23 protein-coding genes and 2 tRNA genes are annotated in these 24,839 nt (G+C 60.6%); 14 read left to right on the top strand and 11 right to left on the bottom strand.

The annotated features are described in order from the left end of the window. Both ESZ53_RS05255 and ESZ53_RS05260 read right to left on the bottom strand, forming a co-directional pair. Entirely contained in the window at positions 1 to 855 is an 855-nt protein-coding gene (locus ESZ53_RS05255; RefSeq protein ID WP_129071864.1) for a PP2C family serine/threonine-protein phosphatase, read from the bottom strand. A 113-nt stretch (positions 856 to 968) separates the two neighbouring features. Further along, complete coding sequence (locus ESZ53_RS05260; RefSeq protein ID WP_129071865.1) at positions 969 to 1,376, bottom strand: hypothetical protein; 408 nt, start codon at positions 1,374 to 1,376, stop codon at positions 969 to 971. A 211-nt stretch (positions 1,377 to 1,587) separates the two neighbouring features. Between ESZ53_RS05260 and ESZ53_RS05265 the strand changes: the two genes are divergently transcribed. Continuing rightward, positions 1,588 to 2,676 carry a Glu/Leu/Phe/Val dehydrogenase family protein gene (locus ESZ53_RS05265; RefSeq protein ID WP_129071866.1) on the top strand — a complete coding sequence of 363 codons (1,089 nt, stop codon included), beginning with the start codon at positions 1,588 to 1,590 and terminating at the stop codon, positions 2,674 to 2,676. Between the two features lie 120 nt (positions 2,677 to 2,796). Here ESZ53_RS05265 and ESZ53_RS05270 read toward each other — a convergent pair whose 3' ends face one another. Beyond that, positions 2,797 to 3,798: a TerC family protein gene (locus tag ESZ53_RS05270; protein WP_371683551.1), complete on the bottom strand. Its 1,002-nt coding sequence runs from the start codon at positions 3,796 to 3,798 to the stop codon at positions 2,797 to 2,799. A 237-nt stretch (positions 3,799 to 4,035) separates the two neighbouring features. Between ESZ53_RS05270 and ESZ53_RS05275 the strand changes: the two genes are divergently transcribed. The 3 genes from ESZ53_RS05275 to ESZ53_RS05285 are packed head-to-tail and all read left to right on the top strand — an operon-like array spanning position 4,036 to position 7,114. Further along, the gene (locus ESZ53_RS05275) at positions 4,036 to 4,407 is read left to right on the top strand and encodes a helix-turn-helix transcriptional regulator (RefSeq protein WP_129071867.1); all 372 of its coding nucleotides are present in this window, start codon (positions 4,036 to 4,038) and stop codon (positions 4,405 to 4,407) included. Further along, positions 4,404 to 6,446, top strand: coding sequence for a heavy metal translocating P-type ATPase (locus ESZ53_RS05280; RefSeq protein ID WP_371683552.1), 2,043 nt, complete (start codon positions 4,404 to 4,406; stop codon positions 6,444 to 6,446). The genes ESZ53_RS05275 and ESZ53_RS05280 overlap by 4 nt, the downstream gene beginning before the upstream one ends. After that, complete coding sequence (locus ESZ53_RS05285) at positions 6,443 to 7,114, top strand: thioredoxin domain-containing protein (protein ID WP_129071868.1); 672 nt, start codon at positions 6,443 to 6,445, stop codon at positions 7,112 to 7,114. Before ESZ53_RS05280 ends, ESZ53_RS05285 begins: the two co-directional genes overlap by 4 nt. A gap of 30 nt (positions 7,115 to 7,144) precedes the next feature. On the opposite strand, the gene ESZ53_RS05290 is transcribed toward ESZ53_RS05285, so the two are convergent. The 3 genes from ESZ53_RS05290 to ESZ53_RS05300 all read right to left on the bottom strand — a co-directional run bounded on the left by ESZ53_RS05290 (position 7,145) and on the right by ESZ53_RS05300 (position 9,718). Beyond that, positions 7,145 to 8,389 (bottom strand): acyl-CoA dehydrogenase family protein, encoded by a 1,245-nt coding sequence (locus tag ESZ53_RS05290; protein WP_129071869.1) that lies wholly within the window; start codon positions 8,387 to 8,389, stop codon positions 7,145 to 7,147. Positions 8,390 to 8,564: 175 nt separating this feature from the next. Further along, a tRNA-Glu gene (locus ESZ53_RS05295) sits at positions 8,565 to 8,637 on the bottom strand. Positions 8,638 to 8,785: 148 nt separating this feature from the next. Beyond that, positions 8,786 to 9,718 (bottom strand): diacylglycerol kinase family protein, encoded by a 933-nt coding sequence (locus ESZ53_RS05300; RefSeq protein ID WP_129071870.1) that lies wholly within the window; start codon positions 9,716 to 9,718, stop codon positions 8,786 to 8,788. Positions 9,719 to 9,843: 125 nt separating this feature from the next. Between ESZ53_RS05300 and ESZ53_RS05305 the strand changes: the two genes are divergently transcribed. The 8 genes from ESZ53_RS05305 to ESZ53_RS05335 all read left to right on the top strand — a co-directional run bounded on the left by ESZ53_RS05305 (position 9,844) and on the right by ESZ53_RS05335 (position 18,192). Continuing rightward, positions 9,844 to 10,470 (top strand): TetR/AcrR family transcriptional regulator, encoded by a 627-nt coding sequence (locus ESZ53_RS05305; protein WP_129071871.1) that lies wholly within the window; start codon positions 9,844 to 9,846, stop codon positions 10,468 to 10,470. Beyond that, positions 10,467 to 12,155, top strand: coding sequence for an MDR family MFS transporter (locus ESZ53_RS05310; RefSeq protein ID WP_129071872.1), 1,689 nt, complete (start codon positions 10,467 to 10,469; stop codon positions 12,153 to 12,155). The genes ESZ53_RS05305 and ESZ53_RS05310 overlap by 4 nt, the downstream gene beginning before the upstream one ends. Before the next feature lie 164 nt (positions 12,156 to 12,319). After that, on the top strand, positions 12,320 to 12,778 hold the full coding sequence (locus tag ESZ53_RS05315; RefSeq protein WP_129071873.1) for a hypothetical protein: 459 nt from the start codon (positions 12,320 to 12,322) through the stop codon (positions 12,776 to 12,778). Continuing rightward, positions 12,775 to 14,412, top strand: coding sequence for a DUF5671 domain-containing protein (locus ESZ53_RS05320; protein ID WP_129071874.1), 1,638 nt, complete (start codon positions 12,775 to 12,777; stop codon positions 14,410 to 14,412). Before ESZ53_RS05315 ends, ESZ53_RS05320 begins: the two co-directional genes overlap by 4 nt. A 65-nt stretch (positions 14,413 to 14,477) precedes the next feature. Next, positions 14,478 to 14,843 carry a cation:proton antiporter gene (locus tag ESZ53_RS14515; RefSeq protein ID WP_256386352.1) on the top strand — a complete coding sequence of 122 codons (366 nt, stop codon included), beginning with the start codon at positions 14,478 to 14,480 and terminating at the stop codon, positions 14,841 to 14,843. A gap of 23 nt (positions 14,844 to 14,866) precedes the next feature. After that, positions 14,867 to 16,189 (top strand): sodium:proton antiporter, encoded by a 1,323-nt coding sequence (locus ESZ53_RS14520; protein WP_256386354.1) that lies wholly within the window; start codon positions 14,867 to 14,869, stop codon positions 16,187 to 16,189. Between the two features lie 113 nt (positions 16,190 to 16,302). After that, entirely contained in the window at positions 16,303 to 17,697 is a 1,395-nt protein-coding gene (locus ESZ53_RS05330) for an excalibur calcium-binding domain-containing protein (RefSeq protein ID WP_129071875.1), read from the top strand. 39 nt (positions 17,698 to 17,736) lie between these two features. After that, positions 17,737 to 18,192, top strand: a complete 456-nt coding sequence (locus tag ESZ53_RS05335; RefSeq protein ID WP_129071876.1) for an SRPBCC family protein — start codon at positions 17,737 to 17,739, stop codon at positions 18,190 to 18,192. Between the two features lie 470 nt (positions 18,193 to 18,662). On the opposite strand, the gene drt3b is transcribed toward ESZ53_RS05335, so the two are convergent. The 3 genes from drt3b to ESZ53_RS05350 form a co-directional block, all read right to left on the bottom strand. Next, positions 18,663 to 20,693: an antiviral reverse transcriptase Drt3b gene (gene drt3b, locus ESZ53_RS05340; protein ID WP_305794137.1), complete on the bottom strand. Its 2,031-nt coding sequence runs from the start codon at positions 20,691 to 20,693 to the stop codon at positions 18,663 to 18,665. A 5-nt stretch (positions 20,694 to 20,698) separates the two neighbouring features. Continuing rightward, positions 20,699 to 22,111, bottom strand: a complete 1,413-nt coding sequence (gene drt3a, locus ESZ53_RS05345) for an antiviral reverse transcriptase Drt3a (protein ID WP_129071878.1) — start codon at positions 22,109 to 22,111, stop codon at positions 20,699 to 20,701. Positions 22,112 to 22,320: 209 nt separating this feature from the next. Continuing rightward, positions 22,321 to 22,392 (bottom strand) — tRNA-Gln (locus ESZ53_RS05350). Positions 22,393 to 22,494: 102 nt separating this feature from the next. On the opposite strand from ESZ53_RS05350, the gene ESZ53_RS05355 reads away from it, so the two are divergent. Further along, positions 22,495 to 23,046: a PadR family transcriptional regulator gene (locus ESZ53_RS05355; protein ID WP_129071879.1), complete on the top strand. Its 552-nt coding sequence runs from the start codon at positions 22,495 to 22,497 to the stop codon at positions 23,044 to 23,046. Next, the gene (locus tag ESZ53_RS05360; protein WP_210403839.1) at positions 23,043 to 23,609 is read left to right on the top strand and encodes a hypothetical protein; all 567 of its coding nucleotides are present in this window, start codon (positions 23,043 to 23,045) and stop codon (positions 23,607 to 23,609) included. The genes ESZ53_RS05355 and ESZ53_RS05360 overlap by 4 nt, the downstream gene beginning before the upstream one ends. Here ESZ53_RS05360 and ESZ53_RS05365 read toward each other — a convergent pair. Continuing rightward, the gene (locus ESZ53_RS05365; protein WP_129071880.1) at positions 23,555 to 24,022 is read right to left on the bottom strand and encodes a hypothetical protein; all 468 of its coding nucleotides are present in this window, start codon (positions 24,020 to 24,022) and stop codon (positions 23,555 to 23,557) included. The genes ESZ53_RS05360 and ESZ53_RS05365 overlap by 55 nt on opposite strands. A 131-nt stretch (positions 24,023 to 24,153) precedes the next feature. Continuing rightward, on the bottom strand, positions 24,154 to 24,789 hold the full coding sequence (locus ESZ53_RS05370; protein ID WP_129071881.1) for a hypothetical protein: 636 nt from the start codon (positions 24,787 to 24,789) through the stop codon (positions 24,154 to 24,156). Positions 24,790 to 24,839: the final 50 nt, after the last annotated feature.

The following is a 24,839-nucleotide window of genomic DNA, read 5'->3' on the forward strand; positions in this document are numbered from 1 at the left end:
CTACTTTCTCGGTCGGGTTTGTTCTAGGTGGTGGGAGAAGTCACGTTCGGCAGTGTCTTCGTCCGCAGTGTGAGCAAGCCCGATGCGAGATGCTTCGACGACCACTACCGTCACGTTGTCAGATCCGCCGGCGGCGATCGCTCCGGCGACTAGTCGGTTCGCCAGCGTCTCCCCCTCGCTCACAGCCGCGCGATCCGCAAGAATTCCGGCGATGAGATCGTCGTCAAGCTCTTTAGTGAGCCCGTCGGAACACGCGACGAAGGTGTGCTGGGAGCCCACGGGCAGCAGCCAGAAATCAGGGTTTACGGCCGAATTAATACCGAGCGCTCGAGTAATGATGTTGCGATCCGGATGCGATGTCGCTTCGAGCGCCGTAATGTGACCGAGCTCGATGAGTTCTTGAACAGCGGAGTGATCAACGGTGATCTGTTCCAGCTGACGACCGTTCCAGCCGTAAACGCGAGAGTCTCCGACGTTGAAGGCCATCCACCGCGGCTCGGGGTCTGCGCCGACTGTCACCAGAGCGATGCCCGACAGGGTCGTTCCCGAGACGGATTCGCTGGGAGCGTTCAACGCCATTACAGCATTGTTCGCTTCAGCAATCGCCTGCACAATGTGCTCGGGGGTACGAGTCTGGAGGTGCCCCACCGATCGCGCAATGCTCTGGACTACGCACTGACTGGCCCGGTCTCCGAAGGAATGGCCACCCATCCCATCCGCCACCACAAACAGGCCGGGCAGCACGAGAAAGCTGTCTTCGTTAATCGTTCGGTGAGGTCCACAGTCGGATGCCGCCGAGACGGTCATTCTCATAATCCCCTGCGGGAGGGCAATGTCGTAATGCTCCGAAACCATGCCGCGCCCCCAAGTTTTTGTCAGGTGTTAACGTAGCAATGATTAGCAGCGGGCAGCAGGAAACCCTCGAGATTCTCGTCACCGCGGCACGTGCTTCGCCTGCTTAACGGTGCCTACCGGTAGTCGGCGTCAAGCACGACCGCTGCCGCCGGGTCGTTGTCGAGGTAATGCACCTCAGCCACGGCGTTCGCAGCGAGCGCCGCATCCTTATCGAAAGAGTCTTCGTCATAGGCCTGGTCGCCGAGCGCGGTATACGTTTCACCATCGACGTCGAAACTGAATTCGAGGTGCACGACCTGCACGGTGTGACGGCCATCTCGTATGGATTCCGAGCTGGTGTTGCCTGTCGGTACGGCCTCAGCGACGACTCCCTTGTCGAGAATCGCGGCCCGATCGTCGTGCTGCCCGAGCGTTGCGAAACCAATGCCTGCGATCACGATCAACGGGATGACCAGAAACTTCACGAGGTTCCACACGGGGGTGCGGCGAGGCGGCTGGGGTACCTCTGAAGTGTCACTCATAAACTGCGCTCTCTGTCATCGACCGACGGCGCGCACGCGGTCAGCGACAACCGTTCCTGACGGTCTAAGCAATGGTCAGATCATAAGCCACTACAGAGGGGGCGACAGCGCGGAACCCCGGCGGTATGCTGACCAGAGCGCACCACCCTCGTGCTACCACCACTTGCCATTTAGTTGTTTTGCCCACAAGGCCCACACGCAGGAGAAGTACATGATTTCGCAACCATCAATGACGTTGGAAGCCCCCATATCCGCAATCGAAAATGCGGAGTTTGCCCACGAGAATGTTCTCGTTTCTACGGGCCGACGTTCCGGGCTTGTCATCAGCGTCGCCGTCCACTCCACTGTTCTCGGGCAAGCCCTTGGCGGTGCTCGAATGTGGAATTACCCGCACTGGACGGATGCTGTTGCCGACTCTCTGCGTCTTTCCGCGGCGATGACGCTGAAGAACTCGGCCGCCGGCCTCAATCGCGGTGGCGGAAAGTCGGTCATCCACGTTCCTGTGGGAGTCGTCTTGACCGCCGAGCAGAAGCGCGACGCGATGCTCGACCTCGGCGACGCCATCGAAAGCCTTAACGGTGCATACATGACGGCAGAAGATGTCGGCACGAGCGCCGAGCTCATGGCCGTCGTCGCCGAGCGCACTGAACACGTCTGTGGTCTTCCGGCTGATCAGGGCGGAGCAGGTGAACCCGCGGATGCGACTGCCGCCGGCGTTCACGCCAGCATCCTCTCCACCTGCGAAGTACTCTTCGGCACTCGCGATCTCGCGGGCCGCCACCTCATCATCTCGGGCCTCGGCCAGGTCGGTGGCCGCCTTGCGCGCTCTCTCACTGCCGCCGGGGCCGTGCTCACTGTTACCGACGTCAACCTCGACCGCAAGCTACTGGCCGCCGAACTCGACGCCAACTGGGTCGACGTCGACGAGGCGCACAGCGTCGTCGCGGATATCTTCGTTCCCTGCGGCCTCGGCGGAGTTCTCAGCCCGCGCGTCATCCGCGAACTCAACGTCAGCGGTGTCGTTGGCGCCGCGAACAACCAACTCGCGCAGCACGACGGCGCTGAAGCACTCGCCGAGCGCGGCATCCTCTGGGCTCCCGACTTCGTCGTCAACGGTGGCGGCGTGATCTACCTCGACATGGCCTCAGAATCGGATGCGGATGCTGACGCGATCGCGAAGCGCGTGGAAGCCATCGGTGACACGGTCACCACCATCTTCCGCGATGCCGCAGCGCAGGGCATCACGACGTTAGACGCGGCCGAGCGGCTCGCACAGTCACGGCTCGTTACTACGATCTAGGAGCTCCAGCGCCCCCTCACGACAACAGAAACGCGCGGCGTCTGCATCTCCGAGCATGTGCTCGGGATGCGGACACCGCGCGTTCGTCGTTAGTGCAGCGCTCCCCGCTGCAGCGACCTGCTATTCGCTGTCGACCGAGATAGCTTCGCGCTTCTTGTCGTGGTTCATCTTGATCAGGCTCGCGATGACGGCGACAGCCATGGCCACCAGAATGACGATGAGTGAGGTCCAGGTGCCGATCTCGGGCGCCCACAGGATCGGTTCTCCCCCGTTGATAAAGGGCAGTTCGTTGACGTGCATGGCGTGGAAGAACAGTTTCACGCCGATGAAGCCGAGCACGAACGCGATGCCGAAGTGCAAGTACACGAGTTTGTCGATGAGGTCGCCGAGCAAGAAGTAGAGCTGACGCAGCCCCATCAGGGCGAAAATGTTCGCGGTGAACACGATGAACGGGTCTGTCGTGATTCCGAAGATGGCCGGGATCGAGTCGATCGCGAACACGAGGTCGGTGATGCCTAGAGCCACGAACACGACAAGGATCGGGGTGAAGACCTTCTTGCCGTCGATGACCGTGCGCACCTTGCCGCCGTCAAAGGTGGGCGAAATGTTGATGTGTTTGCGCAAGAAGCGGATGATTCCGCTCTCGGTCTCTTCCATGTCGTCGTGGTCTTCGAACACCTGGCGAATGGCCGTGTAGAGCAGGAACGCACCGAAGATGTAGAAAATGAAGCTGAAGTTTTCGATGAGCTGAGCACCGAGCAGAATAAAGATTCCGCGCAGCACAAGGGCGATCAGGATGCCCACCATCAGTACCTCTTGCTGGTACTTTCGCGGCACCGAGAAGCGCCCCATGATGATGACGAACACGAAGAGGTTGTCAATCGAGAGGCTGTATTCCGTGACCCAACCGGCGATGAACTGGCCAGCTTGCTCGACATCGCCCAGCAGGAACATGAGCAGCGCGAAAATCAATGCGAGCGAGACGTAAAAACCGACCCACAAGGCTGACTCTTTGGTGCTGGGAATGTGCGGACGCTTGTACGCCATGATCAGGTCGGCGGTGAGGATGATCAGCAGCACCGTCAGAGAGGTGACTTCGAACAAGATAGGCAGAGTGGTCAAGAGAATCCGTTCGAGGGTTTCGAGGCGTAGCAAGTCTCGAAAGTCTCTCCCGCATCCACAGAATGGTGGCTGCCGCTGCCCCGGAACCACTACTGAGTGGTTCGTATTGACGAGTACAGCGAGGTGGGATACTCCCCTTCGCGTGCACAATGATAGCCGACGCTGTGCTGAACGCCGGCGAGAAATTCACAGCTTCACGAGCACGCTTTAGGTCAGCATCCGCTGTATAGTCAGCCCATGCTGACTATTGCTTCTCGCGTCGATGTCATGAACCGTTTGGGTCGCGCTATGACTGACCCCACTCGTGCTCGCATTCTTCTTTCACTGCTCGAGAAGCCGGGGTACCCCGTGCAACTGGCACACGATCTGGAGCTCACGCGCAGCAATGTTTCCAACCACCTCACCTGTCTGCGCGGCTGCGGCCTCGTCGTCGCAACACCCGAAGGTCGCTCGACCCGCTATGACATTTCTGACCCCCACCTTGCCCACGCGCTTAACGACCTTCTGAACGTCGTGCTCGCGGTCGACGATGGCACGCCGTGCGCCGGTGACAGTTGCAATGATCCGTTCTGCTGCACCCCGAACACAGTTGCCGAGGTGAGCGCGTGAGCGAAGAGTGCTGTGGAGTGGATGCTCCGCCGAAGTCCCGCACTCGTGACTCCCCCACTCCGCCCGCGACCGACACCGCCGGCGCCGCGACGGCAGTGACGGGTGGCACCGGCGCTGCGCACGACGACCTCTCTCCGTGGTGGAAAGACCGCGGGCTGCGTCTCCCCGCAACTTCAGGCATTCTGCTGGCGGCATCCCTCATCGCGGGCTGGATGGGCGGCGCAGATTGGTTCGTGACCGTTCTCCAGAGCCTGAGCCTGATCGCCGGCGCGACAACGTTTGTGCCTGGCACAGTACGCCGGTTGCTGCGCGGCTCTCTCGGTGTCGGCCTACTCATGAGCATTGCCGCGATTGGGGCCGTGCTCCTGGGCCATGTCGGCGAAGCAGCCGCCCTCGCGTTCCTGTTTTCTATCGCCGAGGCGCTCGAAGATCGCGCGATGGATCGTGCACGCTATGGCTTGCGTGCCCTGCTCTCCCTCATCCCCAATGCCGCTCTGATCGAGCGCGACGGAAAACCACTCACCCTGCCGGCGGGCGACATCGTGGTCGGCGACATTCTTGTCGTGCGAGCGGGCGAGCGCGTGGCCACGGATGGCGTGGTCGCGAGTGGCCGCGGCAGTGTCGACACCTCCGCGATCACGGGCGAATCGATGCCAGCGACGGTGGAGACCGGCGACGCGGTGTTGGCCGGATCGATCAACGGCGAAGGCGCCCTGCGCATCCGCGCGACGGCAAACGGCACTGACAATTCGCTCACCACCATCGTGAGGCTTGTCGAACAAGCCAACGCGCAGAAGGGTAATCGAGCTCGACTGGCGGACCGCATCGCACGCCCGCTCGTGCCGATCGTCCTCGGCGTGGCTGCGGCCATTGTGGGCTTTGGGTTCTTGGTCGGCGACCCCGAGCTGTGGACCGAACGCGCGCTCGTCGTGCTCGTCGCCGCGTCTCCGTGTGCTCTCGCGATCGCGGTGCCCGTGACAGTCATCTCGGCGATCGGTTCTGCGAGCAAATTGGGCATCATCGTGAAATCGGGCGCCGCCTTTGAACGGATGGGTAGCATCCGCACCGTCGCTTTCGACAAGACCGGCACGCTCACCCAAAATCGCCCCACCGTCGTCACCGTTGAGACCGTGGCGAACGTGACCCGCGATGAGGTTCTCGAAATCGCTGCCGCGCTCGAAACGCACAGCACTCACCCACTTGCTCAGGCCGTGCTCGCCGAACGCCCTGCGCGCTCCGTTCACTCCGAAGCGCAGGAAGTTCGCGAAGATGCCGGCCGCGGCATATCCGGCACGCTTAACGGCGCTGCTGTGCGCGCGGGCAGTACCCGCTGGATGGATGCTGGCGAGCTTGAGCCTGCCGCGGTGCGCCTAGCCGACGAGGGTATGACCGTGATGGCGGTCGAACGCGCTGGCATCGTGATCGGCCTGCTCGGCATCCGTGACGAACTGCGCCCCGAGGCAACAGAGGCTGTCGCGCAGTTGGCGAGCGCGGGCATCCAAACCCTCATGCTCACAGGCGACAACGCGCGCACGGCGGCCACGATCGCGCACGAAGCGGGCATCAGTGATGTTCGCGCCGAGCTCTTGCCCGCCGACAAAGCCAGCGCGATCTCGGCGTTGAGCGCCGACTCCCCCACAGCGATGATCGGCGATGGCATCAACGACGCTCCCGCGCTCGCGACGGCCGATGTGGGCATCGCGATGGGCGCCACCGGCTCTGCCGCGGCAGTCGAGTCGGCGGATGTCGCCTTCACTGGCAGCGACCTGCGCCTTATCCCGGTGGCGTTGCTTCATGCGCGGCGCGGGCGTCGCATCATGACGGGAAACATCGTGCTGTCGCTCCTGATTATCGTGGGTCTCTTTCCGCTCGCGCTCACCGGCGTTCTCGGATTGGCTGGAGTCGTGCTCGTACACGAACTTGCGGAGCTGGTAGTTATCCTCAATGGCCTGCGGGCAGCGCGGCTTTCGCCTAGCCTTGATTCGCGCGCGCTACTGAGCGATCGCCACCAACCCCAGCCTGTTCGGAGTCTCGTGTGAAGAAAGCCCTCCTGCCCACTTTTGCCGCGTTGGGAATTCTCGCGCTCGTCGCCGCTTTCGTCTTCGTGTATGTCACGGCCAAGAACGCTGACTCCGACACCGCCAGCAGCACCAACAGCTCGGGCTCTCAGGAGCTCGCCTCCACCGTGGCCAGTGACTCGAACTACGTCGACAACGTCGGCCCGGACGCCGTAACTATCGTCGAGTTCCTCGACTTCGAATGTGGCGCGTGCGGCCAGTTCTACCCGTACGTCGAAGCAATGCGCGAAGTGTACGACGGGGACATCAACTACGTCGTTCGCTACTTCCCCTTGCCCAGCCACCTCAACTCAATGGATGCCGCGGTCGCCGCCGAGGCTGCAGCCCAGCAGGGCGAGTTCGAGGCCATGTACCAGCGACTTTTCGAGACTCAGGCCGACTGGGCGGGCGGCACTCCCCCGCAAACCGATGCCTTCCGCGCGCTGGCTGAAGACATCGGTCTCGACATGGCGGCCTACGATGATGCCGTTGCCGACCCCGCCACTCAAGAACGCGTCGAGGCCGACTTCGATGCCGGCGTTGAGCTGGGCGTCACCAGCACTCCCACATTCTTTGTGAACGACGAGTACATCGAGACAAGTCGTCTTGAGAATCTGCCGGAGGCTGTTGACGCCGCAGTCAAGGGCTAGGCGAGCACGCACGCACGCACGCACGATCGGCTAGGTGTACCAGCTGGGCTCGGGCACTTCATTGAGAAGCACGTACTGACCAACTTCGCGCTTCTTGTAAGGCGCGGGGTCGTGCAGGCTGTGGGTTCGAAGATTGCGCCAATAGATATCCAGACCGACCGAATTGGCGGATGCTCGTGCGCCGGTCAGCTCGAACACCTTCGTCGCGACTTCCAAGCCGTCGTCGCTGATCCGCAGCTTTCCGGCTGCAATGCGCACGGCAATCTCGCCTCGACGGCGTTCGGTGAGTTCGGTGCGCGGCGCGTGAAGCACGGCACTGATTTCGCTGCCGACCGCGTCGAGCAGGGCCTCATCCGCCCACAACTTTGATTGCAACTCGCCATACCCTTCGAGGATGTACCACTCGTCGCTCGCGTGCGCCTTGTTCTCGCCGCCATAAGGCCACGCGCGACTCTTGGTGCGCGTGTACGACGATGCGGCCTCGATCGCTCCCTGCGCGATGCCGAGATAGAAGTTGGCGAAGACCAGCTGGATCGCGGGCACGTTGAGCGTGCCGTAGGTGAGCGGCTGGAACTCTTTGTTGACGAAGCCGAGCGCTGATGACCATCCGGTGCGCACTCCATTGATCTGCACGGAGCCAGATTCGGTGAGTCGTTGACCAAGGTTGTCCCAGTCGCCGTTGAACACGATCGCCGGCTGAGCCGTGGGCACGATCGCAAAGACGTGGGTATCGGTGCCGTCGAGAATGCCCTCAAGCACCGTGAGGTCAGATACGACACCGCCGGTCGAGAATGACTTATTGCCCGTGAACACAATCTCGTCGCCCTCATCAGTAACGACAAGATCAGAGTCGCGGGGGTTGACTGCCCCGCCGAACAGGTAGTTGTTCTCCGTGTAATGCTTCTCTACGGCGACGATCTGCTCCTCCGTGGCGACAAGGCGTGCAGCCCATGCCCAGAGGTAGTGGTACCCGAGCAACTGCCCGATGGAACCATCGCCGCGAGCAATGGCGCGGATCACCTTATAGGTGGTATCCCACGACTGGCCGCCACCGCCGTGCTCGCTAGGGCCCAGCAGCGTGACGAGCCCCGAGTCTTTGAGAAGCGCGACTTCGGCGTGAGGCGGCTGGTTCGCGACATCCCGTTCGACAGCATCAGCGGCAAGGATGTCGGCGACTTCGCGAGCACGTTCAAGCCATCCTTCCGGCGCAGTGGGGCGGGCAATTTCAGCCCACCGGTTCGCGATCGCAGGACGGGTAATGGTGGTGTCAGACATGGCAATACTCCTTGAGTTGTAGACCCCGATTTCTGAATGGGTGGTCTACATCCTGTGCCCGATTCGGCACAATATGGAGTTTGTGTCGCTTTTTTTCGCCGCGCTACACCGTGTTACGAGTTAAACGAAAAATCCCGGTCAGGTTCTTACGAACGTGACCGGGATTGTGCTCCTGTGACCCCAGCGGGATTCGAACCCGCGTTACCGCCGTGAGAGGGCGGCGTACTAGGCCTCTGTACGATGGGGCCTCACAACAACTAGAAAAGTATGCCACACCTTGAGGGCTACTTTTTCCACTTCTGGCACTTTCGGTCGTCTCAACTGTCTGCAGCTGGCTTTTCGCGCGCCATCGACCCCGCTAGACCGGGAGTTATGGCCTCAACGATAGGCCAGCGGCTACGGTCGTTGATCGAGAATGTTCAGCACTCCCGCCACCATTTTGATATCGATGGGCAACGCAGCAAAGCGCTCGCCATCTGCATAGGCGGTGATACCCGCGGACTCGATCCGGATCTTCTTCGCCCGGTACACGGTGACGCGCGGATCGCTCAGATGGGTTCCGCTGAAGACGCGTGGGAAGACGCGCAGGAAAGCCAAGCGCGAGAGAGCTTCGACGACGAGCACATCGGCGAGGCCGTCATCCAAGAGCGCGTCAGGTGTCACTTTCATACCGCCACCCAGCGACACGTTGTTGCCGACGCTGACGAGGGCGCCGGTCGTCTCGATCACGGTGCCGTCGAGAGTGAGCGTGTACTTAATGGGGCGCAACCGCAACAACTCGATGACGAGAGCGACGGTGTAACGGCTGGCGCCTCGAGGCCACGACATGAGATTGGCCCGTTCGTTGACAATCGCATCGAAACCGGCCGACAATACGCACGCGAACCAGCGTGTAGCGGATGCGCCGGTCGCTTCATCGACGTAGGTCACGCTACCGGCATCGATCGCCCGCGGCGGCCGAGCCAGGCCGCGCACAATGCTCGCGAGTGCGGCATCGGTGTCGGAGTACGGGATACCAAGGCCGCGAGCCATGTCATTGCCGGTGCCCGACGGAATGATTCCCAGTGGCACCTTTGTTTTTGCGACCAGGTTGGTACCCAAGTTGACCATGCCATCGCCGCCCACGACGAGCAGAGCATCCGGTTTCTTGGCAACAGCCTTGCGGCCACGCTTGAGTAACAGCGCAAAGTTCGGTTGCTCAAGGGCTGTAACCTCGTGGCCCAGGGCGCGCAACGCTTCAACAGCACGAGGTCCGACGTTCTTGCCACGGCCAAACGATGCTGTGGGATTGATCGCGACAACAAGACGCAGGGGTTTGATCGACTCCACACTTCAGTATGTCGTACAGCCCCGCATCCGCTGCACCACAGGCTTAGGGTCACGCTCTGACTCTCAAAGCATCCTCACAGCTTTTTGCAGTTGTGCATTTTTGCAGTCCCTGCAATTATTGCTGAGTGCCTGAAACTCCTGCCCTCGGTCTTCGCGATCGCAAACGAATAGAAACGCGACTGCGTATCGAAACCGCTGCGGTCGACATTGTGAGCGCGGAGGGGCTCGACGGCGCCACGGTCGACATGATCAGCGACCGCGCCGGCATCTCCCCGCGCACCTTCTTCAACTATTTCGACAGCAAAGAAGACGCGATCCTCGGCATCCAAGACATGGGCGAAGTAGAGCGCGCGATTGATGCCGGAGTCGTGAATGCAGCAACCGATGATCTGGTCGATGCCATCGTCTCCACCATGTTCCAGATTTTTGGGCCTGTGGCCGCCCGTACTCAGCTCAAGTCGCAGCGGATGGCGCTCGTTCAAGAACACCCGCGGCTGTTGAGCCGACAGATTCACCAATTCACCCAACTGAACAGCACGATGGCTGCCGCTGTCGTCCTATTCCTCACCAAGCGAGAAACAACGCTCCCCCGCGACCCCGAACACATCGCCGAGATCGCTGTAGCTACTTGCGTCGCCTCCGTTCGAATCGCCGTCAAGGAATGGATCGCTGCCGGTGCAACCACCGACATCGACTCCATGTACCTGCGCGCGATCGGCCTCACACGAGAAACCCTGAACACACTTCAATGACAACCACGAATGAACCACCTGTCGCTGTGACCGGCGGCACCACCACCTCCAGCGACCCGGCGACGAAGCGCAGCATTCTGCTGTTGTTTGCGGGCCTCATGGTCACGATGCTGCTCTCGGCGCTCGATCAGACCATCTTCAGCACCGCCCTGCCCACCATCGTGGGTGAACTCGACGGCGTGAACCACATGCTGTGGGTCACGACCGCCTACATCCTGGCCGCGACCATCATGATGCCTGTGTACGGCAAGCTCGGCGACCTCATCGGCCGCAAGGGTCTCTTCATCGGCGCCATCTCCATCTTCATGGCGGGCTCAATTGTCGGCGGCCTCGCCCCCGACATGACGTGGCTCATCGTTGGCCGCGCCGTTCAGGGCCTCGGTGGCGGTGGCCTCATGATCCTGTCGCAAGCGATCATTGCCGACGTCGTTCCCGCTCGGGAACGCGGTCGCTACATGGGTGCCATTGGTGGCGTCTTCGCTCTCGCGAGCGTGGCCGGTCCGCTGCTCGGTGGCTGGTTCACAGAGTCCATCGGATGGCGCTGGGCGTTCTGGATGAACCTTCCGTTGGGTGCGCTCGCCATCTTCGCTGCCGTGATGCTGCTCAAGCTGCCGAAGAACACTCGCGGTAAGCCCACCATCGATGTCGCAGGCATGATTCTGCTCGCCATCGCATCGACCGCGATCGTGCTGGTCACGACCTGGGGCGGAACCCAGTACGACTGGGATTCGCTCATCATCATCGGCCTCATCGCTCTGGCCGTCGTCTCCGCCTTCTCGTTCGTGATGGTCGAGCGTGCTGCCGCCGAGCCGATCATGCCGCTGCACATGTTCAAGGAGCGCAACTTCGTGCTCACCACGGCATCCGGTCTCATCACGGGTATCGCGATGTTCGGTGCTCTCGCCTACATGCCGACCTACCTGCAGATGGTCACGGGTGTTAACGCCACTCAGGCCGGGTTCTTGATGATCCCGATGATGGGCGCGATGCTCGTTACCTCAATCGTTGCGGGCCAACTCGTGAGTCGCACGGGGCGCTACAAGTGGCTTCCTCTGACCGGCTCGTTCGTGATCGCAACTGGCTTGGCGCTGCTCTCGACGATGACCCCCGATCTGCCGATTTGGATTCTCTGCAGCTACCTCGCGGTGATGGGTCTCGGACTCGGTATGAGCATGCAGATGCTCGTGCTGATCGTTCAGAACACCTTCCCGAACGCTCAAGTGGGAACAGCGACGTCGTCGAATAACTACTTCCGCCAGATCGGTGCCTCGATTGGTACCGCGGTGGTCGGTAGCCTCTTTGTCGCCCGCCTCACCGAGTTGCTCGACACTCGCCTTCCGGCCGCCGCTGCGGGCGCAACCGGAGACACTAACTCGTTGACGCCTGCCGCGGTTCGCAATCTCCCCGATGCTGTTCGTGAGGTTATCGTCGGCGCCTACAACGACTCGTTGGCTCCCGTGTTTCTCTACATGGTGCCGCTCGTACTCGTCTCGGCGGTGCTCTTGATGTTCATCAAGGAAGTTCCGCTAGCTACGACCATCGACCGCGCCGAACCAACCGAAACGCTCAATGTGCTCGGAGACGAAGACGCTGTCGACGCTCTGCCGTCGGATGCCGAATCCCACGAACTCACGAACGTGACGGACCGCTCCGGCCCGATCTCGATTATTCGCAGCCAGCCTTAGCCGCTGGTGTGCCGGTCGTCTCGATCGTCACGCCGACTCAGTAAGCCCGCAGCACTCTCCTCGCACCACGGACGAAAGAGTTGCGGGCTTCGCTGCATTAAGTGCCCCGAAATTGGTGGGTGGGATGAATAGATTTGTCGACAGTTGTGAGAGATGCTTAGCCCATGACTCAGCGCGCTGCTCGACCCGATCGAACCTTGGTGGCGATCCTCTCCGTGGTTGCCGCCATCGTCGTGATTGCCATCGTCGTGGTGTTCACCCGCGGCGGCCCCACCGATATCGATCCCGCCACCCCCGAGGGCGTCGTGCAGTCGTATTCCCTCGCGATGGTCGCCAACGACTTAGACACCGCGCGCGGCTTCATTTCCGCGGACGTCCTTGACGAGTGCGAGTTCGCCGAGCCCAGCGCCCTCCAAGGTCTGCGGATGACGGTGATCGAGACAACAATCAACGGCGCTTCAGCCGTGGTTAGAGTCTCCCTCGACGAGGGCAGTGGCGGCTTTGGGGGGTCTAGCTATAGCTACGACGACGCCTTCACCCTCGTCAAAGACGGTGGCGATTGGAAGATAGAAACCACCCCCTGGCAACTCACGTTCTGCTACAACCAAGGATTCCGCGGATGACCTCGACAGCGTCCTCCCTGCCGGCAACACCTGCCCTCGGCGGCGTGCACACCGTGCGCCGGTTCATCACCTACGCCCTCCTGGCTGCGACGGTGATCATCGCCGCGAGCGGTCTCAGCGGGCTGCTCGATCGCCTCTTCACGCTCAACCGGGTCGAGGTGAGCTTCGACAACTACGGGCTTGCGACCTCGCTCGCCTCCGCCCTCGTCGCTGGCCCTCTTGCGGCGTTACTGTGGTGGCTGATCTGGCGTGACGGCACAATGGCGCGAGACCGCGCATCCGTTCTCTGGCCTGTTTATCTCGTGATCATGTCGACGGTGGCTCTTCTCGTTTTCTCCATCGCGCTGCTCTCGTGGATCGCCGACACAATCCGTTACGGCTGGAACCCGATGGGGCTCGCGGTCGGCATCGTCTGGGCGTTCGTGTGGGGCTGGCATTACTGGATGTGGCGGCACCCCGCCAAGGGCCCGACACGACTGCAGGGCGCAGCACCCGCCCTCGCCTCCCTCATCGGGCTGACCTACGGTGCCGGAGGCCTCGCCTCTGCGCTGGCCCAGCTCATTGACGCTGCCGCCGATGCAGGCTCGCGGTCGGTCGTCGTCAGCGACCCCCTGTGGCAACTCGTCGCGCAATCTCTCGTGTGGGCTCTCGGCGGCGTTATCTTGTGGCGTTGGCACTGGCTGCGCGTGGGCGTTCGAGACCAGACTTTCGGCTTCAGCACCGTGCTTCTCGTGTTCATCACGGGAATCGCGTCGCTCGCGGTCTTCACGTTCGGCCTCATCATCCTGCTGTCCATCCTCCTTGAACTCGCGACGGGGCTACAGCAGCCGCTCACCACTCTTCTCGACCCGCTGGGCGCTTCTATTGCCGGGGTCGCGATGGGCGCGCTCGTATTCGTTTATCACTCGCGCATCGTCGCCGAGCGCTCCGCCGGCGTGCGGGCCGCTACGGCTCTGTCGACAGCGGGTGTCTCGCTGGCCTTCGCTGCATCCGGCTTCGGGGTGACCGTCAACGCCCTGCTCGCCACCGCGAGCGAACCGCTGTTGGGCGGCAACATCCGCAGCCTGCTGCTCGCCGGCCTCAGCGCCCTGGTGGTAGGCGGAGTTCTCTGGTGGCTGACGTGGCGCCCGCGAGAGGCGTCGCAACCCGAGCGGGTAGCGACTCCGGGTCGCCGCGTTTTTCTTGTCATCATCTTCGGCTTGAGCGCCCTTGTAGCGCTCATCACTCTGCTCGTGATCGGCTTCCAGCTGTTCTCGTTCCTCCTCGACGGCGGAAGCGGTGAGAGCTTCATCGAGCGATCGAGGCAGGCGCTCGGGCTCCTCACGGCAACCGGGCTCGTGGCGGCATATCACTTCATGGTCTGGCGCAAGGATCGGGCATCCGATGTCGACAGTGAACCGGTGCACCGCATTGGCCGGGTAACTCTCGTGTCGTCGGGCACCAACGTCGAGCTCGTCGAGGCCGTGCGGGCGGCCACCGGTGCGCGCGTGACAGTACTGCAGCGGGCCGAGCCCGTGACGAGAGAGCCGGATGTTGCGGCTGTAATCGCTGCGCTCGACGGTGTTGCCGCGCCTCATGTCCTCGTCGTGGCGGGCGCTAAGGGCAAGGTCGCGGTTATCCCGCTGGTTTCTTAGCCGGCGTCGCTAGGTCAGCGTCGCGTTGTCAGCGTCGCGATAGCTTTTCCTGAGAAGCTTGGCGCATGACCGAACTGCTGATCGTGATGGTGGCCACGCTTGTGGTGATCGCAACTGCCACCCTCCTCGGTCCGCGTTTGGGGGTGGCCTCGCCGCTCGTGCTCGTGGCCATTGGAGTCGTGGCGAGCCTGGTGGTGCCGGCGTTCAGCGACATCCAGATTGACCCGGAGTTGATTCTGCAGGGCATCCTTCCTCCGTTGCTCTACTCGGCGGCGGTCTCGCTGCCCACGATGAACTTTCGCCGCGAGTTTGGCGCAATCAGCGGGCTCTCGGTCATTCTCGTCATCGGCACCGCCGTCATTCTGGGCTTCTTCTTCATGCTCGTGCTTCCGGGGCTCGGCTTTGCGTGGGGTCTCGCCCTCGCGCTGTGATCAGCCCGACGGATGCCGTAGCCGTGTCGATCATCAAGCAGACTCCGGTGTCGAAACGCGTGGTCGCGATGCTCGATGGCGAGAGCCTGCTCAACGATGCGACCGCCCTCACCCTGCTCCGCGGAGCGATTGTCGCGACGGCCGCCACCTTCACTCTCGGCAACTTTGCTGTCTCGTTCTCCTATTCGGTCGTGATCGCGCTGCTGATCGGTGGTGTGATCGGCTGGCTCAATCTGGTGATTCGCAAGCGCGTTACCGATCCGACGGTGAACACCGTCATGTCGTTCACGGTGCCGTTCGTGGCAGCGATTCCGGCTGAGCTCGTGGGCGCCTCGGGTCTAGTCGCTGCCGTGGTCGCCGGCCTCGTGACCGGCATCCGGGCGGCCCGCGTGTTGTCGCCTCAGAATCGGCTGTCGGATGCTCAAAACTGGCGCATGATCGAGCTCGTGCTTGAGGGCGCCATCTTCTTGCTCATGGGATTGCAAATTTCGAGCATCCTCACCGATGTCGAAAACGACGATGCCGGTATCCGAACGGCCGTGCTGATCGCTGTCGGAGCACTCGTGATTACGATTCTGGTGCGCACACTCTTCGTCGCTGTGTTGCTGTGGTTTCTCGCTCGACGCTCTCGCCGGCACGCCCGAATACGACCGCGCATGGAAACTATTCAGGAGCGGCTGGGATCACCGAACGACATCTTGCAGGCTCCGGAGCATCCGAGTGGCCTGAGCCCCACGAAGTCACCCCGCTACGTTCGCCGGGTCACCTCTCTCGTCACCCGGTCACTCGCCGACCTTGACTACTTTGCACGGGAGCCCCTCGGCTGGCGCGAAGGAACGACGGTGGTGTGGGCGGGAATGCGCGGCGCGATTACGGTCGCGGCCGCCCAGTCGCTCCCCTCCGATACTCCGTTGCGCTCCACCCTCGTGCTCATCGCGTTTGCGGTTGCTGCACTCTCGCTCACGGTGCAGGGCGGCACGATCGGTGCTCTCGTGCGCCGCATCTCCCCCGCCACCGATCAGGCAGCAGAGCGCGAGCGTTCGGTCGCGGAGCGCACACGGCTGTTCGCGCTGCTGAAGGAAAGCGCGGATGCCGTGCCGCAGCCCGCGAGCGATGAGCTACTGAACGGCGATGACACCGCTGAGGAGACGGACGATGTCGAGTCGCGGGGCGAGCGCTTCGAGGCAGACAAGGCCCACCGCATTGCTGTCCTGGTTGCTCAGCGCACCGCGCTTCTCGATGCGCGTGACGATGGCATCTTCGACGCCGACCTGCTGGAGAACGCCCTCGACAATCTCGACGCCACGCAAATGGCGCTGGAGTTGCGGGGCCGCCCGAGCTCGTGAGCGGGCCGGCCAAGGTTATCGAGGCAAGCGAGAGCCTGCCCCCGCGAGCCCCGTTATGGGGCTGATGAACATCTATCGCTTCTGAGAAAGTTAGGACGACACCGGAGGATCACATGTCGTGGCTACGCCTACTCATCAATCAACCACCCAAGGCTCCTCAGGCACCAGCGGGCTGGTACGACGACGGTTCGGGTAAGAATCGCTGGTGGGATGGCACCCAGTGGAGCAACAAATTCGCCGCAAAGGATGCACCGGTCCCACACCGCGCGCCGGAGTGGTTCAAGCCGACGATGAGCACTTGGATCGTCGGCGCCTTTCTGGTTCTGTTCGCCTACCTAACCCTCATCTCCGCTGGTATCGCGGCCGTATTGGTTCTCGCGGCATTCTTCGGACTATTCACGGGCCTTTACGTGCTGATTAGTGGCCGTCGCTCCTGGGCGTCAGTGCCTTCGCGAAAAGCGGGTGCAATTGTCATCGCGGCGAGCCTCTTCGCCACCGTCATTGGCGGCACGGTTGGCGCCGGCAACGCTCCGGTCGACGTGGTCGCGAATGCGGAACAAGTCGCCGAAACCGCCGCTCCATCGCCGTCGCCGACCCCGTCCGCGACGCGAGCTGCAAGCCCAAGCGCTACTTTCAGCGTGGATGCTCCCGCCGATCCCGACAAAGCAACTGCGCCCGCATCCGATGCCGCCGTAAGCATCCTCGACACCTCGTTCACCGATACGACGGCGCTAGCGCTGTTGGCGACCCTGCCGATCAAGGGCAAAGCACCGAAGACCGGGTATGCCCGAACGGCTAAGTTCGGTGCGGCGTGGTTAGACGTTGATCGCAACGGCTGCGACACTCGAAACGACATCTTGGCAAGGGACTTGAGCGCTCTTACGAAGAGCGGATCGTGCAAGGTACTCACTGGCACGCTCGTCTCGCCCTTCACCAATACGTCGATCGATTTTCTCCGAGGAAATACGACGTCAGCGTTAGTTCAGATCGATCACGTGGTGTCGCTCTCCAACGCTTGGCAAACTGGCGCACAGCAATTGACGCAAGAGCAACGAATCACGCTGGCGAATGATCCCATCAACCTGCTGGCAGTTGACGGCAAGTCGAACGCTCAGAAGGGTGCTGGCGATGCGGCAACCTGGTTGCCGTCAAACAAGAGCTTTCGCTGCAACTATGTCGCCGCCCAAGTTTCGGTCAAGGCTACCTACGGGCTGTGGGTGACGACAGCTGAGCACGATGCGATCGAGCGGGTACTCGACTCGTGCCCCGACCAGCGCGCGCTGACCTCGTCGTTTACGCCGGCTCCGGAGCCCAAACCGGTCGTGGCCGCCCCCGACCCCGCCCCCGCGCCCGCGCCCGCTCCAGCACCGGCACCGGCACCGGTCGCTGCGTATTATGCCAACTGCACGGCCGTGCGTGCCGCTGGGGCAGCTCCGCTCTATGCTGGCCAGCCTGGATACGAAACACCGCGACTCGACCGCGATGGTGACGGGATCGCCTGCGAATAGCGCACCTCGACTCAGGCGGGCAGAAAGTAGGCTCAACCTATGACGCAACTGATTGTGCTCGACACGATGTTCGATGCCCCCATCGCTGAGGTGTGCGCGTTGTCACTGAGCGTCAATCTGCATCTCGACTCAATGACGCACCACCGTGAAAAGGTCGTCGCGGGCCGCACCACGGGCCACTTCGTCGAGGGCGACGTCGTCACCTGGCAGGCCCGCCACTTCGGCCTACCGCTGCGCCTGACCGTGCGTATTTTTGACGTGGATGCCCCGCACAGCTTTGCGGATGAACAAGTGCGCGGCCCTTTCGCCGCCTACCACCACGAGCACCTCTTCACCGAGGTCGACGGCCGCACCCACATGCAGGATCGCCTCACCTTCGCGGCCCCCTTCGGGCCGCTCGGGCGCTTCGTCGAGAAGCTGTTCCTGCGGCGCTACATGCAGACGCTGCTCGAGGAGCGAAACCGAGTATTAGCGGCAGCAGCCGACACGAACTGATTGTTCGCACGCGAGGCACAACCGAGTGCAGCACGTATCGTGCCGGCCCGTTGCTTGCTCGCGCTCGATCTAGCGACGAAGTGGCGGAGTTGCCCGCGCCTCTCCTCAATGGAGAAAGCATTTCGCCGCGTTCGTGACCATATAGACAATTGTCGGATGCCCGCATACTAGCGCACGCAAGCAGAGGTAAGAGCGACCGCCCAAAAAAGAAAAGGCCTACTTGTCTTTGCCACAAGGATCTTTCCCTGCGCTCTTAGGCAGTTGAAATCGACGATAGATAGCATGATCAGGCAAATGGGAAGGCCGGAAACAGCCAAGGCGGCAAGGCGGATTGAACATCTCCGTTAAACACCAAAGTCTCCCTTACTGCGGAGACTTTGGGTGGAGGAGTAGATCGCGATACCTCCAGCGCCAGTGTGTGGGCAAAAGGTGGCAAGCCACTTTTAACCTTCGTTGCGACCTGCGCGCAGTTAATATACCATTCGGGAAGATTTGAGCAACAATCTCTCAAAATAATGGTCGTTGACGCCCCAATCGAATATCAACGTGCCAGTCGAGCCTCGCAATTCCAAAACCTGAGAGGGCAAAAGCCCCAGCGAATCACCTGCTTCGCTCGGCGTCAACGTCAAGTTTTCCGAAAGCGCTAAACGCAGGAGAGCTCTCTGCGTGGCATAGTCCGGATCGTTGGCACCCAAATCAATAATTTTTCGTACGCGCGCGAGCAGCTGGTCGCGCACACTTTTAGTCTCAGCCCGTGCACCTACTGCTCTAAAGAGGCTGAGTATCGGAAAAACTTCGAGATCCTCAGTGGTCACATGCCGCGATTCGAGTAGCGCGCGCAACTGATCGGCCGAAAGCTCCCCTCCAAGGAAGACAAAGCAGTCGACCAAATTGAGCGTGTGCATGCCCAGCGATTTCTCGTTTTGGACGGCGAGAACTTGCGCCAACAACTCGCGGCGAACTTTATCTTTGAACGCGGTCATCGCCAGAAGCGGCAACCCAGCGTCGGCAAGTTGACGGACGCTGCCAACGATGATCTGACAAAGCTTAAAGCTATGAGACGCAGACGGTGCACCCGCGTACGCGAAGAAAGCAACTTCTAGTACCGAATTGAGATAAGTAGCGAAGGAACTAGTGAAACGTCGACGCTCATGCTCTGTAGCAGCCGATGGCGAAAGATCAACTAAGAATCTCGCATATTTTTCGCAGGTGACATCCATACGGCGCCCCAGTGAATACAGGTAGTAGTTAGCGAGCTCACCGTGTGATAGCTCGGCATCAATCAAGACTGATTTGTATTCAGCGATTACCTTGTTCGCGGAGAAATACACCGATGCTGACGCGTTTTTGGAGTCCAGCTCACACTTCGTTAGTTTCTTGAGATCCTTCCTAATCTTGTGTTTTGCTACCGACATATTCGACCGCAACGGGGTCGAGAGGATTTCCTTCTTGCGTTCGTTAAGGTGGAGTTTGAAGTGAGTGAGGTGCTTTGATATGACTTCTTCTAGGAGGACTGTGTCACTCGATCTGCTCAGAAATACGAAGTAATCATCTACGTAACGCATGATTTCGTAGTCTCGGCCCGTGACGAGACCAAGACCTTCGAGTTCGCGCTCAATCCGGACGTCTATTTCCTGAAGTATCACTTCCGCGAAGATTCGAGAAAACTCTGGCCCAATGACGATTCCACTCGTTTCTCCGTAGTTCACGGCCTGGAGCAGACCATCGAACTTCCCACCGAAAGTATCCGACGTCTTCATGCGCGTCTTGGAGGCTTTACTGACATGACGGCCGTTGGTGACCCAAGAAAGCGTGTGGGTGTACACGCTCGGAAAGCAATTCGATACGTCAGCGCGCATGAGCGTCGGATACTTGCGCTCGCACGCGCGGAACTCGGACGATGTGTAAAACCGATTTATGTTGCTATACCTTCTATAAGAAAAATACGAGGTTGCATGGTCGTACTCCAGATTGTGCTGTTCAATATCAAACGAGTCTCGGTCGCGACTTCGGTCGAATACGCCGTCTCGTTTGACCTCGACCTTCGCGACGCGAGCCGGATGTCTAATCGAAAAGCTACTTCGGTTCGTGAAGAAGAGAATCAAGTCCCGGTAGTCGTGAACAAACCGAGATATCTCGAGCATCGATTGTGGATGTAGAACTGAGAGCTCTCTAATCTTGCCGTTGTTGCCACGCAAACTGAAGCGATACGGATGAACCACCCGGGCCTTATCGCCACGAGTTACGCAATAAACAGCCCAATCCCCATCATCTGCTTCTCTCACGAGATCGGTGCCATCGAAAATCAGACGAAGCCGCAGATCTTGCGCTGTACGAAGTCGCGCGCTCAAGACTCGGAATCTCTTAGTATCGCCAATCCACTCGAACCCGACCTGCCGAAGAAAGCGGTACAAGCCCACCGTCCCGAATGGCAATGGAACCTCATAGGGCAAGACTTCCGACACAAGAGCTCGAATCGGGTCTCGCTTTACCCTGCGCATTTTCGTCACAACGTGCTCCTCCAACAGGCAACAATTCGATCGATTCGAGGTTGTTTCGCGCGGAAGAACGTTTTTTCGCGAAAACCTTCTTCGAACGAAATTTGTTCGATTCGTTTGCGTAGCTCGCTTGTCATTCGCACTCGGGTAGCGGTGACTAAACGCGCGAGAATCGCATCCAATTCGGATAGCTGCGAAGACCCGACGTCCAGGGCGCTATTGGAGAAGTAAATCCCCACCACTACGTTGCTTTTGGAGTGACGTAGCCGCAGATTCCCCGCGAGGTACCTAAGCCTGTCAACGAGTAGAGCATCGAGACCATGGTTTGGGCGGCGCGGGTCGGGGCCATGCTTGCTCCAGGATTGGAACGCGAGCTCTATTCTCTTCTTTCTGGCCGCCATTCTGCGGTCACTAATCATCGTGCTCAACTTCTTCGTCTCATTGCTGAAGCGGTAGCCGAGATACTCAAGTTGATCGCCGTTCGAGAAGCGGCCACCAGCGTAAGACCCGTCCTCTGCAGTGTCGAATTCTTGGCGCTTCCTAGCGTTCTCGACCAGTTGGAGGCTCGCGAGCTCAAAGCCAATCTTGGTATCGACAAGTGCCCGGTTTTCGGGCGAGTCGATGACAATCACTATGTCGTCCACATAGCGGGAATAGAAGGTCACTCCTTCGAAGGAGCGGATAGTACGATCAAAATCAGAGAGGTAGAACTCCGCGAGTTGCGAACTGAGACCAACCCCCTGCGGGACGCCGCTGGAGACCCCCGCAATCCGACGAAAGTTTTCAAGGAGCTTTGAAACTAACGTCAGGGAAATCGAATCGATCGCTCCGTTTGACCCCAATTTTGTCAAAAGTTTTTCATGAGGAATGCTGCCAAAGAAATCTTGAATGTCCAGCTTCAGTATCGAATGCCCGTAATAGCGACGCAGACTCTGCTGTAGTGCTCGCACGACACTATTTCGGCTTTGAGGAGTCAACTTTGCTGCTTTTCTCACTACCGCGGAAACCTGGAGATGAGGTAGGGAATGCCCCAATTCGCTCGGAATCTGAAACGTCTGTCTGCTAGCTCCGGGCCCGGGCTTGGCCAACTCCGGACCCGCCTTCAAACCCCACGAAAACGCGCCGCCGGAGAGAGACTTCTCAAAATCGGTGACTCCGTTTTCGATAGCGGACTGAATCGCAACGTCGCGTTTCTTCCGAAGTTTCTTACGACGCTTCTCGTACTTTTTTTTAAGATTTTCGAGGGCTGCATCGTCTCCGGCGTGCAGCTTCCGATTCGACCTATAAAGCTCACGTGACTTTGAGAGCGTTTCGAAGCACAAATCCACCCCTGGGTCGATCCTCGTTGGGTCGTGCCCTTTGCGTGATTTCCGCGCAGATAGGCGGGTGAGAGCGTCTACCGAGTACGGGAGAGAGCTCATGGAAAAACTCGTTTCAAGTCGGGGAGTGTGTTGACCAAACCATATACGAGTGCATCTCGCTTCCGCACCACGCAAACTCGTCTCAGAGCAGCGCGCCCGGTCTCTCAGCTGGTGTCGATTCGACTTTACAAGACGTTTTGGACAGCATTACCGACGCAAAAAGCCCGGCGTGAGCCGGGCTGAGCGGGAGTTGCTCCCTAGTTGTTTTGCTGGGGTACCTGGACTCGAACCAAGAACAAAAGAATCAGAATCTTCCGTGTTGCCAATTACACCATACCCCACAGGATTCAGTCGGAACCGAACCGATTTACTACTTTAGCGCATCCTGAGCGGGCTGTGGTTCACTCCTTGACGCCATATAGGACTTGTCCTATATTCGAGTCATGTCCCTCCTCCATGCCGTGCTCGGTTTCGTCGCGATTCAGCCGATGACGGGCTACGAACTCGGCAAGGCGTTCTCGACCACCGCGGCACACTTTTGGCCCGCCGATCAATCGCAGCTCTATCGCACCCTCCACCGCGCCGAAGCTGACGGACTCGTTGAAAGCACCACCGTCGAGCAGGCGTCTCGCCCCGACCGTCGCCTCTACTCGATTCTCGAATCGGGGCGAGCGGCATTGGAGACGTGGCTGGCCTCGCCGCTGGAACCCGACACCTCCCGCGAACCTTTTCTCCTGCGGCTATTCTTCGCCGGCTCGCTCGGCTCAGCGGGAGTGATCGCACTGCTGGACCAACGTCGCTCCGCTGCCGTCGAGCTCCTCACCACCCTCGACGCTCTCGCAGCGAGCGCACCCCCGAAACTTTCGAAAGCAGCGCTCGCCACTCAGCTGCAATACGCAACGCTCGAATCGGGACGAGCCCACGCGCACGCCGAGATCACGTGGCTCGATGAGCTTCGCGCTCAACTCGCCGACCACAAGGAGACAGCCCCATGAGTAAAGACACCGCAGTATCTCAGTCGCACGCCGTCGGATCGCGCGGCGAGCGTGGCCAAAACAGCGGTGGCCTCAATGACCGCAGCGACTCGCATCCGAGCAGCCGCGCGGCCCACGTCGGAGCAGGAGCCGCCTCCGCGATCTTCGCCCTCATCGCCGCGTTCCACCTCGCTGTCGCCGCGGGAGCCCCTCTCGGCGAATACACTCAGGGCGGCGCCAATCAGGGCGTCCTCCCCCAGCAGGGACGCATCATCGCGGGCGTATCCGCCACCATCGTTCTCGTTCTGGCAGCAGCAATTCTGGCGCGGGGCGAGCAGGGGGCGCTGCGGAAGGCGCCTCACCGACTCAGCGCCGTGTTCAGCTGGATCGCCACCACGTATGCCGGTGTCGGCATCGTGCTGAACCTCATCACCCCAAGCGCGACCGAGCGCGCCATCTGGGCACCCGTGACGATGGTGCTCTTCGCGGCCTGCCTTGTCACCATGCTTGCGACTCGCCGCACCAGTCGCTACTCGCGCGCGAGCCTGACAGTCGTAGTGGTCCCGAGCGCAGACGCCTCGTAACTGATCTCATCGTTATCGAAGGTGAACGTCTTGGAAGGGTCACCGGACGCGAGCATTGCGGAATCTGTCTGGGAGGTATCGTTTTCCGAGTCCCAAGAAAATGCTCCCGGTTCAGTCGGTGCCTCGTAAGTGCCCGCCCAATACAACGACTTGGAATCTCCGCCGTTGCTGACCCAATAGATGGTGATTTCATCTGCGGTGATTGTCGCTGCCTGGTAGGCGTCGTCAGATTGGCTGTTCGTCTGCTTCCACTCTCCCATCAGGTCTGCTGCAGCTTCAGGTGCCGCAACGTCACCGGAATCCGAAGATCCCGTCGAGCCCGCAGACTCGCCCGCGGAACATCCCGTCAGACCGAATCCAGCCAGCGCAATGGCCGCTATCGCGATGATGGTCTTGGAACTTGACTTCTGCATGGTTCTCCTACTATCTATTTGGCACGAAATTAAAACTGGCATGTACTTGGTGAACTATTAGCAACGGCCTAACCGCCGGATGTAGTTAATAAAACCGTTGGCCGCGTGAAACCGCGCGGCTGGTGCCTGACTTAGGAGAAGTAACCGCTGACGCCCACCACAAAGGACGGGCACACGCCGCTTTTGTGGCGTGTGGAAAACGTAACCGTGCCGCCCTCAGCGATGTCGCCCTTTTCTTTTGCGAAGTCGGTGAACTGCGAAACGAGATTGTCACCGTCGAAGCAGTAGACGGTGATCCTATAGGGGCTGGTGGTCTCCGCCCCTGTCCCGTTCGTGGCAGTGCCGACTATGGCATCACCCACCAGACTCACTTCCGTCACCGCGAGCGGCGCTGTGTTATCCGGGGCGGTATCCACAGGGCTGCCGCTAACGGAGAACTCATAATCAGCGTCGTCAGGGACTTCCGAATTACCCTCAAAGTAAATAAATGCAAGACCAACCTCACCGGGCTGAATCTGGGCCGGGGCCACGCCTTGGCTACCGCCTGTCGCGACCAAGGAACCACCGCTCGGTGCGGTTGCGGTCCAGTCGACATGCGAAATCCCGTCGCTGGTGTTGTTCCTGAACGCGAACAACAAAGTGCCGCTGTCTGCGTCGAGTGGCCCGATTTGAACTACCGAGACCTCGCCCGCCTCGCCGTCTGGGAAACTAGGCCGCGCAGTGCCGCCCAGCAAATTGCTCGCGTTAAAAGGCAACGATTCGACCACGGCTGCTTCCTCAGTCGGGGCTGCAACTGGGGTCGACCCGGTGGCCGTCT

It is taken from the genome of Salinibacterium sp. UTAS2018, from assembly GCF_004118935.1.
GTDB lineage: Bacteria > Actinomycetota > Actinomycetes > Actinomycetales > Microbacteriaceae > Rhodoglobus.

Bases quoted from the DNA above. Each gene is read 5' to 3' on its own strand.
- ESZ53_RS05330 (WP_129071875.1), top strand. From the start codon at position 16,303: ATGTCGTGGCTACGCCTACTCATCAATCAACCACCCAAGGCTCCTCAG.
- ESZ53_RS05310 (WP_129071872.1), top strand. From the start codon at position 10,467: ATGACAACCACGAATGAACCACCTGTCGCTGTGACCGGCGGCACCACC.
- ESZ53_RS05360 (WP_210403839.1), top strand. From the start codon at position 23,043: ATGAGTAAAGACACCGCAGTATCTCAGTCGCACGCCGTCGGATCGCGC.
- ESZ53_RS05290 (WP_129071869.1), bottom strand. From the start codon at position 8,389: ATGTCTGACACCACCATTACCCGTCCTGCGATCGCGAACCGGTGGGCT.
- ESZ53_RS05355 (WP_129071879.1), top strand. From the start codon at position 22,495: ATGTCCCTCCTCCATGCCGTGCTCGGTTTCGTCGCGATTCAGCCGATG.
- ESZ53_RS05315 (WP_129071873.1), top strand. From the start codon at position 12,320: ATGACTCAGCGCGCTGCTCGACCCGATCGAACCTTGGTGGCGATCCTC.
- ESZ53_RS05275 (WP_129071867.1), top strand. From the start codon at position 4,036: ATGCTGACTATTGCTTCTCGCGTCGATGTCATGAACCGTTTGGGTCGC.
- ESZ53_RS05265 (WP_129071866.1), top strand. From the start codon at position 1,588: ATGATTTCGCAACCATCAATGACGTTGGAAGCCCCCATATCCGCAATC.
- ESZ53_RS05320 (WP_129071874.1), top strand. From the start codon at position 12,775: ATGACCTCGACAGCGTCCTCCCTGCCGGCAACACCTGCCCTCGGCGGC.
- ESZ53_RS05335 (WP_129071876.1), top strand. From the start codon at position 17,737: ATGACGCAACTGATTGTGCTCGACACGATGTTCGATGCCCCCATCGCT.
- ESZ53_RS14515 (WP_256386352.1), top strand. From the start codon at position 14,478: ATGACCGAACTGCTGATCGTGATGGTGGCCACGCTTGTGGTGATCGCA.
- drt3a (WP_129071878.1), bottom strand. From the start codon at position 22,111: ATGAGCTCTCTCCCGTACTCGGTAGACGCTCTCACCCGCCTATCTGCG.
- ESZ53_RS05365 (WP_129071880.1), bottom strand. From the start codon at position 24,022: ATGCAGAAGTCAAGTTCCAAGACCATCATCGCGATAGCGGCCATTGCG.
- ESZ53_RS05255 (WP_129071864.1), bottom strand. From the start codon at position 855: ATGGTTTCGGAGCATTACGACATTGCCCTCCCGCAGGGGATTATGAGA.
- ESZ53_RS05260 (WP_129071865.1), bottom strand. From the start codon at position 1,376: ATGAGTGACACTTCAGAGGTACCCCAGCCGCCTCGCCGCACCCCCGTG.
- drt3b (WP_305794137.1), bottom strand. From the start codon at position 20,693: ATGCGCAGGGTAAAGCGAGACCCGATTCGAGCTCTTGTGTCGGAAGTC.